General features: G+C 58.0%; 11 protein-coding genes. 7 read left to right on the top strand and 4 right to left on the bottom strand.

What is annotated here, in order from left to right; translation table 11 throughout:
- Nucleotides 1-24: 24 nt before the first annotated feature.
- A complete protein-coding gene (locus ACEWMW_RS11755; protein ID WP_409414131.1) occupies nt 25-576 on the bottom strand; it encodes a hypothetical protein in 552 nt (183 codons plus the stop codon).
- Between the two features lie 173 nt (nt 577-749).
- Here ACEWMW_RS11755 and eno point away from each other — a divergent pair, with 173 nt between their 5' ends.
- From eno to ACEWMW_RS11725, 6 genes are all read left to right on the top strand, one after another.
- On the top strand, nt 750-2,027 hold the full coding sequence (eno, locus tag ACEWMW_RS11750) for a phosphopyruvate hydratase (protein ID WP_409414130.1): 1,278 nt from the start codon (nt 750-752) through the stop codon (nt 2,025-2,027).
- Between the two features lie 64 nt (nt 2,028-2,091).
- Nucleotides 2,092-3,168, top strand: coding sequence for a phosphotransferase family protein (locus tag ACEWMW_RS11745; RefSeq protein WP_409414129.1), 1,077 nt, complete (start codon nt 2,092-2,094; stop codon nt 3,166-3,168).
- A gap of 1 nt (nt 3,169) precedes the next feature.
- Nucleotides 3,170-4,261, top strand: a complete 1,092-nt coding sequence (locus tag ACEWMW_RS11740; protein WP_409414128.1) for a hypothetical protein — start codon at nt 3,170-3,172, stop codon at nt 4,259-4,261.
- Between the two features lie 196 nt (nt 4,262-4,457).
- Nucleotides 4,458-6,827 (top strand): xanthine dehydrogenase family protein molybdopterin-binding subunit, encoded by a 2,370-nt coding sequence (locus ACEWMW_RS11735; RefSeq protein ID WP_409414127.1) that lies wholly within the window; start codon nt 4,458-4,460, stop codon nt 6,825-6,827.
- A gap of 14 nt (nt 6,828-6,841) precedes the next feature.
- On the top strand, nt 6,842-7,297 hold the full coding sequence (locus ACEWMW_RS11730) for a (2Fe-2S)-binding protein (RefSeq protein WP_409414126.1): 456 nt from the start codon (nt 6,842-6,844) through the stop codon (nt 7,295-7,297).
- Between the two features lie 237 nt (nt 7,298-7,534).
- A complete protein-coding gene (locus ACEWMW_RS11725; RefSeq protein ID WP_409414125.1) occupies nt 7,535-8,257 on the top strand; it encodes a methyltransferase domain-containing protein in 723 nt (240 codons plus the stop codon).
- 165 nt (nt 8,258-8,422) lie between these two features.
- Here the strand turns inward: ACEWMW_RS11725 and ribH are convergent, their stop codons facing one another.
- From ribH to ribB, 3 genes are read right to left on the bottom strand one after another with little or no spacing between them, the layout of a single operon-like run.
- Nucleotides 8,423-8,845, bottom strand: a complete 423-nt coding sequence (ribH, locus tag ACEWMW_RS11720; protein WP_409414124.1) for a 6,7-dimethyl-8-ribityllumazine synthase — start codon at nt 8,843-8,845, stop codon at nt 8,423-8,425.
- A gap of 4 nt (nt 8,846-8,849) precedes the next feature.
- Entirely contained in the window at nt 8,850-9,347 is a 498-nt protein-coding gene (locus ACEWMW_RS11715) for a hypothetical protein (protein WP_409414123.1), read from the bottom strand.
- 25 nt (nt 9,348-9,372) lie between these two features.
- A complete protein-coding gene (gene ribB, locus ACEWMW_RS11710) occupies nt 9,373-10,623 on the bottom strand; it encodes a 3,4-dihydroxy-2-butanone-4-phosphate synthase (protein WP_409414122.1) in 1,251 nt (416 codons plus the stop codon).
- Between the two features lie 230 nt (nt 10,624-10,853).
- Here ribB and ACEWMW_RS11705 point away from each other — a divergent pair, with 230 nt between their 5' ends.
- Nucleotides 10,854-13,160 (top strand): EAL domain-containing protein, encoded by a 2,307-nt coding sequence (locus ACEWMW_RS11705; protein ID WP_409414121.1) that lies wholly within the window; start codon nt 10,854-10,856, stop codon nt 13,158-13,160.
- Nucleotides 13,161-13,262 lie beyond the last annotated feature (102 nt).

Genomic DNA, 13,262 nt, shown 5'->3' with positions numbered 1-13,262 from the left:
TATCTCGCCCCCTCTAGGCCGAACTTAGCCGCGACCGCGGAAAAGCCTTGCTACAAGGAAACCGACAACGGCTGCGATGCCGATAGCGGTTCCGGGGCTCTTGCGTACGAATTCGCGAGCATCTTCACCGATTTCTTCAACCGACTTGTTGTCGAGCTTTGCCGCATTTTCCTGCAGCGAACGAGATGCTGTACGTGCATAGTCACCGTACTTCTCGCCAAGCTGCTCGTCGATCTTGGGCGCGGTGTCCGAGATCACTTTCGCGATCGAGCCGAGTGCGTCGCTCGCCTTGGCTTTGCCTTCGGTCGCGAGTTCGCCGGCCTTGACCTTCGCCTGCTGGCCGTATTCCTTGGCCTCGCCGACGATGACATCGCCGCGTTCGCGGGCCTGGTCCTTGTACGTGCCGGCGCGATCGCCTGCTTCGGCCTTCAGTGCAATTGCGCCAGCCTTGGCTTCATCAATTGCGGCGCTGAAACGCGATTTCGCTTCATCGGTGTGCGTCTTGGGAGCAGCGGTTGCTTTCGGCGCAGCCTTCTTGGTGGATTTCGTGGTGGTCGATTTTGTGGCTTCTGCCATGATTTTTCCTTTGCCTCCGATGGCTCAAAAAGTTTTGACCAACATAGCATTGTTTGGCCTTCTATGTTGCAACGCAACTTGCGCCACAAAGTTCCGGCGCATAGACCGCGCCTGAACCCCGATATGGGGCTGTCTTGCCAACATACAACACCTCTTTCTGGAGCCCCGAGAAAATGACCGCCATCATCGATATCCACAGCCGTGAAATCCTCGATAGCCGAGGCAATCCGACGGTCGAGGTCGATATCCTGCTTGAGGACGGCAGCTTTGGACGGGCGGCGGTGCCTTCGGGCGCGTCGACGGGCGCGCATGAAGCGGTCGAGTTGCGCGACGGCGACAAGGACCGGTATCTCGGCAAGGGCGTGCTCAAGGCGATCGATGCAGTGAATACGGAAATTGCCGACGCTGTGCTGGGCATGGATGCGGAAGACCAGCGCGATGTCGATCACGCGATGATCGCGCTCGATGGCACCGCCAACAAGGCGCGTTTGGGGGCCAATGCGATCCTCGGGACAAGCCTCGCTGTTGCAAAGGCAGCTGCGAATGCGCGCGGTCTGCCGCTATACTCCTATGTCGGAGGTGTTTCGGCGCATGTCCTACCTGTTCCGATGATGAATATCGTCAATGGCGGTGAACATGCCGACAATCCGATCGACATCCAGGAATTCATGGTTATGCCGGTCGGCGCGGATAATATCGCCGAAGCGGTACGTTGGGGCTCGGAGATATTCCACACTCTCAAGAAAGGTCTGTCCGAAAAGGGCTTATCCACTTCGGTTGGCGACGAGGGCGGCTTTGCCCCCGACCTCGCCAGCACGCGAGACGCGCTCGACTTCATCATGGCATCGATCGAGAAGGCGGGCTTCACGGCCGGCGACGACGTAGTTCTGGCGCTCGATTGCGCTTCGACGGAATTCTGCCACGACGGGAAGTACGAGATTTCGGGCGAGGGTTTGAGCCTGAGCGGCGAAGAAATGGCGCGATATCTCGCCAAACTGTGCGACGATTATCCGATCCGCTCGATCGAAGACGGGATGGACGAAGACGACCTCGATGGCTGGAAAGCGCTGACCGAGTTGATCGGTGACCGCGTTCAGCTGGTCGGCGATGACCTGTTCGTGACCAACCCCGAGCGGTTGACCATGGGCAGCGAGAAGGGCCTCGCCAATTCGCTGCTGGTGAAGGTCAACCAGATCGGCACGCTTTCCGAGACATTGGACGCGGTGAACATCGCGACGCGCGCGAGCTACACTTCTGTGATGAGCCATCGGTCGGGCGAAACCGAAGATGCGACCATCGCCGATCTCGCCGTCGCGACCAATTGCGGACAAATCAAGACCGGCTCGCTGGCGCGTTCCGATCGCCTCGCAAAGTACAACCAGCTTATCCGGATCGAGGAAGAGCTTGGAGCGAGCGCGCATTACGCGGGCAGAGCGTGTTTCGGCCGCTGAGGCGAACAGATCGATTGTAGCGGTTGCCTCTCCTCGCTAGCGTGTGCCGCTGGAGGAGAGGGGATTGCCGACATTTCCGTCAAAACCCGGTGATGTTTTGCCGCAATGGCTGACCGAGCGCCTGCGCGAAGCAGAGCTGCTGGGCGAGGGCGAAGTCTCGGAACTCACTTGGGAGCCGATTGGCACGGGGCAAGTGGGCGATAGCGCTCGCTTCCACTTGAGTTACTCGGGCGGCTCCGGCCCGGCGACTCTGGCGGGCAAGTTTCCCGCCGAAGATCCCACGAGCCGCGGCACGGCGGTGATGATGGGGCTCTACCGCAAGGAAGTGGGGTTCTACCGCGATGTCGCGCCCCGCCTGAAAGTGCGTACCCCCGGAGTTATCGCGTCCGAGATCTCCGATGATGGCGGCGATTTCATTCTCCTCTTCGAGGATCTGGGTCCGGCGCGCGGCGGCAACCAGCTGGAAAGCTGCTCGGCACCAGATGCGCGCGAAGCGGTGAAACAAGCGGCAGCAATCCACGCGCCGAGCTGGAACTCCGCAGAGATTGTCGATCAAGCGCTGTTCCAGACACCGCCCGAAGTCACCGCCCAACTGAAAGCGCTCTATCCGCAAGCCCACGCCGTGTTTGAAGAACGTTATGCGGGCACGCTCGAGCCCGAATTCATGCAGCTCTGCGACGAGTTAAACGAGCTGTCACAATTGATTTTCGATCACCGCGAAGGTGACCAATGCATCGTACATGGCGACTTCCGGCTCGATAACATGCTCTTCGATATCAAAGGTGGCAGCGAGCCGATTGCGGTGCTCGACTGGCAGACAGTGACGATCGGAAATGCTCTTACAGACGTCGGCTACTTCCTCGGTTGCGGCATCGGCGATGAGCTACGGCGCGCGTATGAAAGCGAACTGCTTGATCTCTACTGCTACGAAATGACCCAGCGCGGAGTCGCGATGTCGCGCAAATCCATCTGGGACGACTACCGCATTGGCGCCTTGCATGGGGTGTCGACTGCCGTCTTCAGTGCGGCCTTCGTTGAACGAACAGAGCGCGGCGACGCCAACTTTTTGTCCATGGCACGCGGCGCCTGCGCGTTGGCGCTAGAGCATGACAGCATTGGCGCATTGAAAGGGAGACTATGAGATGGTTCTGACCAGGGGCGACGATTTCCCGATCCACCAGACTCCCGAGCCGGTCGCCCATGCCGGGACGGACCGCAACTTCTACGATCGCTATTTCTTCAACGGTTATGCGCCCGATGGGTCGTTGTTCTTCGCCGTAGCCTTCGGCGTCTACCCGCATCTCGACGTGTCTGACGCCCATCTCGCGGTATCTATCGGGGGTCTACAGCACAATTTGCATGCCTCGGCCGAGAATTCGATGGAGCGCATGACATTGAAATGTGGTCCTGTTGGAATCGAGGTGCTGGAGCCGCTGCAGAAGATCCGCATCCGGGTCGACGAGCAGGACGGCATGTCGGCCGATCTCACCATGACTGGAAGGGCTTTCCCGATTGAGGAGCCGCGTTTCACTCACCGGATCGGATCGCGCTTGTTCATGGACTACACGCGGCTGACGCAGAACTGCACCTGGGAAGGCTGGATCGAGATTGACGGCAAACGCCATGAACTCGGCAGCAATGTGGTCGGCACGCGTGATCGCAGCTGGGGCATCCGGCCCGTCGGAGCGCCTGATGCGCAGCCCAATCCCGCTGCCAAGGCGCCGGCGTTCTTCTGGCAATGGACCCCGATCAACCTGCATGGCGGCAGCCTGTTCTACCATCTCAACGCCGAGCCGGATGGCCATGCGTGGAACACGCGCGCCGCATGGGTGCCCCATGGCGGAGGCGCCGAGGATATCGTGGAAGGGGAAGGGCGGCTCGAGACTGGCATGCAGCAGGGCACGCGCTGGCCGGCGAAGTCAGTGCTCCACCTCGATCTCGCCAAGGGGCCAAGCGAAGTCACGCTCGATCCGGTGATGCGCTTCCAGATGCGCGGGCTTGGCTATACCCATCCCAAGTGGAACCATGGGCTGCACCACGGTCCGCTGGAAGTCGAGCGCGAGGATATCGACCTCGCAGCGCTTGATCCACTCGCGCCGGAGAACTTGCACGTGCAGATCCTGTGCAACGCGACTTGTGACAAGGGCAAGCAGGGCATGGGCATATTCGAGCAACTGGCGATTGGGCCTTACGAGCCGTTTGGTCTCATCGGCATGTTCGACGGGGCGGGCTAGGCCGTAAGCTAAAGCAATCTCTAAAGTCGGAATATGGAAGGAGATCAGTCATTCTCGGAATGAATGACGGCTTTGCCCAATTTTGATCGCATTTTGACACAGCGGCAATGCTGCTGACTATGCAGTTTGTGCTCGATTGGGAGTCGCGATAGAGCGGAGTTTGCAGTCGGGAGGGCGCAAAGTGTTCTTGCAAAGAATGGGCATTATTCCGGGCATTAGCGGAGCGTCGCAAGGCGATGCCACAGACCTGCCGATAACCAACTTAAGCCGCCGAAGTTTCGTGACAGGTTCCGGCCTGTTTGTTGTTGGTGTGGCCTTGGCAGGTTGCTCGCAATACGCCGAACCCGACATCAACGCCGATGCATTCGATCTTCCAGATCAAGACCCCAGCCCGCTCACCGGAGTTGCCGGCGGCGATGCAACACCAGCGCTTTGGATCGCAATCGACGAGGGGGGTACGGTCAAGATCACTTGCCATCGCTCTGAAATGGGCCAGCAGGTATGGACTTCCATGGCGCAGATTGTTGCCGACGAGCTCGAAGCCGATTGGGACAAGGTCGAGATCGTGCAGGCCGAGGGTCACGAGAGATACGGCGATCAGAACACCGACGGATCACGTTCAGTTCGGTACAATTTCCATCGCCTGCGTGTTGCGGGCGCAGCGATGCGCGGCATGTTGACCGAAGCGGCGGCGCTGTATTGGGGCATGGAGCCCGCCGAATGTACTGCACAGGAGGGTCTGGTCAGCAATGCGAAGAACAGCGACACGCTTTCCTACGGCAATCTGGCCGAATTGGCAGCACGGATGCAGATTCCGGCGGAAGAGGATATTACCCTGAAGCAGCCAGAAGAATGGCGCTTTATCGGCAAAGAAGTTGCATCGCTGACCATCCCCAAGATCGTGCGGGGTGAGGGAACTTTCGGTATCGATGTCGACAGGCCTGGCATGGTCCACGCGGTCATCGCACGCCCACCGCAAGTGTTTGGCCGGGTCCGCTCATTCGATGAGTCTGCGGCGCTCAAAGTGCCCGGCGTCCTGCAGACAATGCGCATGCCCGATGCGAAGCCACCGGCTCTGTACCAGCCGCTGGGCGGCGTTGCGGTTGTGGCGAAGGACACATGGGCCGCAATCCAGGGACGCAACGCATTGGAGATTTCCTGGGCGGACGGACCCAATGCCAAGTATGATTCCGATACCTTCGCCGATGCGATGAAACGTACCGCCAGGCGTCCGGGTAAAGTACGGCGCGAGCGCGGGAACGTACGCGGCGGTCTTGCCGATGCGGCCCAGCGTGTCGAAGCCGAATATTACGCTCCGCACCTCGCACACACGCCGATGGAGCCGCCCTGCGCGACTGCGCAATGGACCGGCGACAAGCTGGAGTGCTGGGCTTGTGTTCAGGACCCGCAGTCGACGCGTCAGACGCTCGCCGGCATTCTAGGGATTGACAAGCAAAATATCACTGTCACCCCGACTTGGCTTGGCGGCGCCTTCGGACGCAAGTCAAAGCCTGATTTTGTGATCGAAGCGGCGCTGATCGCCAGGGACGTCGGCAAACCGGTCAAGGTGACCTGGACGCGTGAAGACGACATTCGCCACGGCTACTATCATGCGGCCAGCGCACAGCGGCTTGAAGCCGGCCTGGACCAAGATGGAAGGTGCACGAGTTACCTTCACCGGACAGTCTTTCCGCCTATTCCCTCGACCTTCGTGGATGGGTTGGCCACGCCGTCAGATGGGGAGTTGGGGCTCGGCGCCACCGACGTGCCATTCGCTGTGCCTAATCTCAGGGTGGAATCTGGCGATGCGCGCGGCCACGTGAGAATTGGCTGGCTTCGATCGGTTTCGAACATCCATCACGCCTTTGCGGTACAAAGTTTTGCTGCCGAACTTGCCCATGCTGCAGGGCGAGATCCCAAGGATTATCTGCTTGAGTTGATCGGCCCGGAGCGCACCATCAATCCTGCCGACGAAGGGGCGATCTATCTGAATTATGATGCGTCGATCAAGGATTACCCGATCAAAACAGGGCGCCTGTCAAACGTTGTGAGGACTGCTGCCAAAATGGCGGGATGGGGTAGAAAACTTCCGGCAAGGCATGGCCTGGGCATCGCGGCGCACCGATCCTTCCTCTCGTATGTCGCGACTGTTGTCGAAGTTTCGGTGGGAGCCGATGGCACGCTGTCCATTCCCGGCATCTGGCTGGCCGTCGATGCAGGCACAGTCATCAATCCAAATCATGCCCGCGCGCAGATGGAAGGCGGGACCATAAACGGCCTTTCGAACGCCCTTTATGGAGAAATCACGGCGGAGAAGGGGGCGATCGTGCAGGACAATTTTCCGACTTGGCGGTTGTTGCGGATGAAAGAGGCTCCGCGGCAATTTGAGGTGGAAATCATTGCTTCGAATGAGCGTCCTGCGGGGATCGGTGAGCCGGCGACGCCGCCTGCCGCGCCGGCGCTCGCCAACGCCATTTTCGCCGCTACAGGCCATCGCATTCGCTCCCTTCCCATGATCGGGGCGAATGGTTCGCGATTGCCGCTCGGCGCAAAGCATGACGCATAATCGGGGAGAGCCCAATGGCCGTCACTCTTAAGATCAATGGCGAAGAGAAAACCGTCGACGCCGCTCCCGGAACGCCGCTGCTGTGGGTGCTGCGCGATCATCTCAAAATGACCGGGACCAAGTTTGGCTGCGGTGTCGCCCAGTGCGGTGCTTGCACTGTGCATATCGACGGAGCCCCAACGCGGTCGTGCGTTCTGCCCCATGATTCGATTGGCGATTCCGATGTGACGACAATTGAAGGCGTGAGCGGCCGCGCGGCCGACGCCATCCGGGAGGTGTGGGTCGAGAGTGACGTGCCGCAATGCGGTTATTGCCAATCCGGACAAATCATGTCGGCTACGGCCTTGCTGGCGAGCAATGCCAATCCAAGCGACAAGGACATCGACGACGCAATGAGCGGCAATATCTGCCGCTGCGCAACCTATATGAGCATTCGAAGGGCAATTAAGGATGCCGCAGATAAAGCTTGAAGATTGAGTGAACCTGTTTCGCGGCCGTTGATAAAATTCCCGGTCCGATTGCAGAATGTCTCCTTGCGGTGCGCGGATTTCAACCAGCAGCCGTATCCTCAACAGCCTTTGATAACGTCTGCAAGTGGGTGGAAAGCGGACGCAGATTGTTGGCTGGTGCGATGGCAACTTGCGTGGGTTTGCCGAGTTTGAAGTCAGCATCTATTGCTCGGCACATGGAAGGAGCGTCGGTTAACTATGGCTGACTTTTTCGGGCCAGATGTTGCGTGTCGTTACGACCGCGATCACTGCAATCAGACTGATGAGGAATTGGAAAAGACGGTCGAGTTCCTCGCCGAATTGGCTGGAACTGGCCGCGCTCTGGAGTTCGCTATAGGAACGGGCCGAGTAGCCCTTCCGCTTTCAGAATCCGATATAAAGGTTAGCGGGATTGAGCTGTCGGAAGCTATGGTTGGTGAGTTACGAAGAAAGCCGAGGGGAAATGAAATCCCTGTTGCGATAGGAGACATGGCTCAAACGAGTGTCGAGGGACGCTTCTCGCTAGTCTATCTCGTATTCAACACGCTATCGAATTTGACTTCGCAGGACGCACAGGTTGCCTGCTTTCGGAATGCGGCCGCGCATTTGGAAGATGGCGGACATTTTGTCGTCGAGAATGCAGTCCCACCCTTTTGGGGGTTGGCAAAGGATACAACCAAGATGGCCTTTGTCCGCTCGGATAATCACTGGGGGATCGATGAGATAGACGTCGTGACACAACGAGGCACTTCTCACCACGTATGGCTTGAGGAGAGTGGCTCAAGGCTGATGGCTTTGCCGTTTCGCTTCGTTTGGCCGTCCGAGATGGATTTGATGGCAGCTTTGGCCGGACTTGAATTGGTTGAGCGGTGGCAGGATTGGTGGCGAACACCATTTACCGCGGAAAGCAAGGCTCATGTATCGGTTTGGCGAAAGCGCTAGAGCCTGCGGCATTCTCTATACCGAGAGCAGGCTGACTCAGCCGCCGATGCGGGCACACTGCATCCGCATCACTATGTCCGATTTCCGCGACGAAGGTTCTGGTCATTAGTGTCCGCAAATGGGTCGCAAGCAGACATTGCCGTTTCGTTCTCGAAGCTCCGCGAGCTAGCTCATGAATTTCTGCTGCAAATCCCACAGCGCTAGAGCAGCCTGCGCTGCTTCGCCGCCTTTGTTCTTCTGGGCGGGGTCGGCCCGCACCACTGTCTGCTCGCGGTTTTCGGTCGTCAGGATTCCGTTGCCGATGGCGATGCCGTCCATGGTGAGCGCCATGATGCCGCGAGCGCTCTCGCCGGCGACGATCTCGAAATGATAGGTTTCGCCGCGGATCACCACTCCGATGGCGACGAAGCCGTCATACCGGCCGCTTTCGACCGCTAGCGAGATCGCGCCCGGAATTTCCAGGGCTCCGGGAACAGTGAGTACGTCCACGTCATGCCCTGCGCCTTCGAGCACCGCGCGCGCGCCCGCGATCAGCATGTCGTTGAAGTCTTCGTAAAAGCGGGCTTCGACAATCAGGAAACGGGCCATCTGCTTACTCCGCGGGATCGGGCTGGCGAGCTAGCGAGCCACATTGATATGAGACGAGATCGGTGACCTCGCGAGCCGCCCAGCTAGGAGGCAGGAGGCGTTCGAGCAAGCCTTCCTCGGCCTCGATCTCCAGGATAAGGAAGCCGACGGCTGGGTTCTCGAAGACATCGAGGCTCCATTCTCGCCCGTCGTGTTCAATTTTGTAGCGACGCTTGATCATGTCTACACCAGGTAGGCCACAAAATCGCGCATACTCGGTTTCATCGAGATACGCCGTAACGAGCGGCCGAGCAGTTGCGAGCCCCGCATCGTACTTCTTCGACAGTTTCAGTGAGACTTGACCGGTCTGGCCGCACGTCATCTTGCGCACCCGGAAACGGGTATCATCGAGGTAGCGGTCTTCGATAATTGTGTACGGACGGTCGCCGACTGCCGGCGCTTGGGAGGGTTCGACCCGCCATCGTCGCTCACGCTCGATGTGTGAGTACTTGGGCTGCGCCACCTCAACATCGAGAGTGCGAATCTGCCTACTCCGGGATCGGCATATGGTCGACGATGTTGAGGCCGTAGCCCTCGATCGCGACGACATTGGGGGTCGAGTTACTGAGGAGGATCATCTCATGCACCTCCATATCGGCAAGGATTTGCGACCCGATCCCGACGTTGCGATACTCGTCATCGGGGCCGTATTCGCCCGTGGGTGCATTGCCGCGTGTGAGGATGACGATAATGCCAGCGCCATGCTCTCCCACCGCCTGCATTGCGCGCTGGAGCGTGCGCTTGCGGGGGCCGGGCTGGCCAAGGATATCGTCGAAGATCGAGATCGGGTGAACGCGGACCAGCGTCGGCTCACCCGGCTGGACATGCCCCTTCTGGACTACGTAGCTTTCGCTGCCGTCGATTATGTTGCGGTAGGTCAGCATGCGCCATTGTCCGCCATAATCGGATTCGAAGCTGCGCTCGCCCACGCGCTCGACCAGGTGATCCTTGCGCATGCGGTATTCGATCAAGTCGCGGATCGTGCCGATCTTGAGATCGTGCTTGCGGGCGAAAGTTATTAGGTCGTCAAGGCGGGCCATGGTCCCGTCTTCGTTCATGATCTCGCAGATCACGCCCGATGGATTGAGACCTGCGAGGCGAGAGATATCGACGGCGGCCTCGGTATGACCGGCGCGAACAAGCACCCCGCCATCGCGCGCGGCGAGAGGAAAGACATGGCCCGGTTTTACAATGTCTTGCGGGCCCTTGGTGGTGTCAATTGCTACGGAAACGGTCCGCGACCGATCGGCAGCGCTGATACCGGTGGTGACCCCTTCGCGCGCCTCAATCGAGACCGTAAATGCGGTCTGCATGCTTTCCTGGTTATCGCGGCTCATTGGCTCCAAACCGAGCTTCTCGACGCGCGAGCGATCAAGTGCGAGGCAGATCAGGCCGCGACCATGCGTGGCCATGAAATTGATCGCCATCGGTGTGGCCATTTGCGCCGGGATGATGAGGTCGCCTTCATTTTCGCGGTCCTCGTCATCGACCAGAATGTACATACGGCCGTTGCGCGCCTCCTCGATAATCTCGTCGATCGGGACGAGTACGGGGCTCTCATCGTTCTCATCGAGGAATTTTTGCAGCTTGGAGAGCGTGTCGCTGGTCGGGTTCCAGCTGTCTTCTGTGCAATCGCGCAGCGTGTTGGCGTGGAGGCCAGCGGCTCGAGCAAGACCGGCCTTGGTGGACGATCCTGAGGTGATTATTTCGCGCACGGCAGTGATTGTCTGATCAGTCATTACTTGGCTGTAACACATTATGATGTGATGGACCAGCGCCGAGATCACATCCAAAGGTGAGATACTTAGGAATCGCTGCTCAATCACTCGGAATCGCGGATCCGTGATTTTCCTTAGCAACCTAAGCTTAGGACATAGGCTAAAGGGTCTGTTTACCATCGTAGGGTAAGGAATTCCTAGAAAACTATGTGCGCGAGCGGCCACAGGGGTTAATCCCGGACGGGAAATGAATGGCATTCTGGTCTAAATTCAGAAGCTTAAATGAGCGAGCAACGGACGTCCTGTGGGCGGCCATCGCGGCTGCCTTGCTCGCGTTTTTCGGGCTGCTCAGTCCGGTTAATCAAATGGTCTGGGTTTATCAGTCGGTGCTGAGTGAAGACTCTGTGAGCGGCGACATTATTTTTGCCACGTCTGATGAAAGTCTTTCCAACCCTGATAATCCGAACCAGCGGGCGGGCCTTGCCAGGACTCTTCGTCAAATTGCCCAATCTGATGTCGAGCATGTCTATCTAGACGTAATCTACGACCGCCCGTCTTCTACTGCCGCTGATACTGAACTCGCCGATGCTATTGCCACTCTGGGGCCACGGGTCTCAGTGGTGCGAAGACTCACAACGAATATGTCTGCCCAGGTGGAATTCCAGTCTACCTTGCCGGAGATTGTCGGTGATACCGAGCAGCTCGCAACGGTCCGCGAGATAAATTATCTTGGCTTCACGTGGCGCATGCCATTTGAAGTTGAACGGAACGGCATATCCTATCCGACACTGGCAGGTGCGATGGCGGGCGCGAATGAATCCACGCTCGACGACTTTCCGATAAGTTATGACTTCGATCCGGCGAGCATTCCGTTGCTCGACCTCGACCGAGAGCTGGTTGATGCGGACATGGAATCCCTTGCCGGCAAGAAAGTGCTGGTCGGTAATCCAGCGACATCTGATCTCGAAGCTGCAAAGATTCCTGGCGTCTTGCGCGTTCCTCGAAGCTATGTCTCGCTATACGCGGCTGAAACCTTAAAGGCCGGATACACTCGCGAGTACAGCGAACTGACAATTCTTGCAATTTTCGCCGTGGGAATGTTGGTCATCTTTGTTGGCCTGTCACCAAGGCGGATTCTTCGTCGCAAGATCTACATGCTGATTGCAATTGCAGCCCCGTCCCTGATGATCATCGGCGCGGCTTTCCATGTGCGCCTTGGTCTAGGTGCGGCAATAGTTTTCCTGGGATGGTATGCGGCGCTTCGATTCCGCGCCCGCTGGCAAAAGAAGTTCGCTCTTGAAGACGACAAGACGGGAATGCCGACATTCCGCGCGCTTGAAAAGGCGATGAGTGAAGATCAGGTGTCCGTCACTATCGTCGTAGCCAAAGTTCATGGCTACGAGGATGTCGCCAAGACTCTTCCTCCCGATCTCCATGCCCAATATGTCCGTAGTCTGGTCGAACGCTTTCGGGTGACCGAGAAGGACATGGCCATTTATGCCAACGAAGGCCGCTACTTTGCTTGGACCACTTCTCAGAGCGGACGTGAGGAGCTTGTCTCTCATCTCGATGGTCTGAGGGCGTTGTTTGCTTCTCCCATTACCGTTAGCGATACGGAACTCGACGCGGGCATTACATTCGGCGTCGATACGTCGAGCGAACCGAACCCAGCGCAACGTATTGCATCGGCTGTGTCCGCAGCCGAGCGTACCGATGAAGCGCATCAACCCATAATTTTCGCGGTTCAGGATTCGCAGACCGATGCCTTGTGGAAGCTGTCACTGCAGACCCGCATCGATAATGCGCTCGAACGTGAGGAGATCTATCTAGCCTATCAACCAAAGGTCGATATCGAGACTGGTGAGATGGTTGGGGTTGAAGCTCTGGTGCGCTGGAACGATCCAAGTCGTGGTCCCATCTCTCCTGCCTACTTCATCCAAGAATGCGAACGGGCCGGGCGAATGGACCACTTGACCGAGTATGTGCTGCGTGAAGCTGTTAGCGCCGCAGTTACGATGCGTGGTCACGGAATCAACGCGAAAATGTCGGTCAATATCTCTGCAACCTTGCTGCGCGATGACCGTGTCGAGAAGATGGTGGAGACGATCCTGACAGAATCCAATCTGCCGCCACACCTTCTGGTCCTTGAGATCACTGAAACCGCGCGCATACTTGATCTTGATCACGCGGTGACGGTGCTCAACCGGCTACGGAATCTCGGCATCGCAATTTCTATCGACGATTTTGGCGTCGGCGCCGCAAACCTGGAAACGATCTACAAGCTGCCTCTCAACGAAGTGAAGATTGACCGCGAGTTTGTATCCAACCTCAAGGATCCGAAGGCGGCCGCGGTCGTGGCTGCGATAATCGTGTTCGGCGAAGCGACAAACACTGCAGTTGTCGCTGAAGGTGCAGAAGACGACGAGACAATAGAATTACTCGCTGAAAGTGGATGCCGGATTGTCCAGGGCTACGGCATATCTCGGCCGATCGATTTTGACAGCCTGCTCAGATTCAATTGGGTAAGACCACAAAAACCCAAGAGAATTATGGTTTAAGCTTTACAAACAAGCATGGTTAACGCATATTTCAGGTCTACCAAATGGAGACCTGATATGGGCTTTGACCTACTCGAACTGGCCTTTGGCAAGCGCTACGGC

The organism is Litorerythrobacter xanthomarinus, assembly GCF_046254955.1.
GTDB lineage: Bacteria > Pseudomonadota > Alphaproteobacteria > Sphingomonadales > Sphingomonadaceae > Qipengyuania_C.
This window is presented reverse-complemented; position numbering and strand designations above follow the sequence as displayed.

Excerpts from the sequence above, each read along its gene's own strand:
- ACEWMW_RS11730 (WP_409414126.1), top strand. The coding sequence starts at position 6,842 with ATGGCCGTCACTCTTAAGATCAATGGCGAAGAGAAAACCGTCGACGCC.
- ACEWMW_RS11755 (WP_409414131.1), bottom strand. The coding sequence starts at position 576 with ATGGCAGAAGCCACAAAATCGACCACCACGAAATCCACCAAGAAGGCT.
- eno (WP_409414130.1), top strand. The coding sequence starts at position 750 with ATGACCGCCATCATCGATATCCACAGCCGTGAAATCCTCGATAGCCGA.
- ACEWMW_RS11705 (WP_409414121.1), top strand. The coding sequence starts at position 10,854 with ATGGCATTCTGGTCTAAATTCAGAAGCTTAAATGAGCGAGCAACGGAC.
- ACEWMW_RS11740 (WP_409414128.1), top strand. The coding sequence starts at position 3,170 with ATGGTTCTGACCAGGGGCGACGATTTCCCGATCCACCAGACTCCCGAG.
- ACEWMW_RS11725 (WP_409414125.1), top strand. The coding sequence starts at position 7,535 with ATGGCTGACTTTTTCGGGCCAGATGTTGCGTGTCGTTACGACCGCGAT.
- ribB (WP_409414122.1), bottom strand. The coding sequence starts at position 10,623 with ATGACTGATCAGACAATCACTGCCGTGCGCGAAATAATCACCTCAGGA.
- ribH (WP_409414124.1), bottom strand. The coding sequence starts at position 8,845 with ATGGCCCGTTTCCTGATTGTCGAAGCCCGCTTTTACGAAGACTTCAAC.
- ACEWMW_RS11735 (WP_409414127.1), top strand. The coding sequence starts at position 4,458 with ATGGGCATTATTCCGGGCATTAGCGGAGCGTCGCAAGGCGATGCCACA.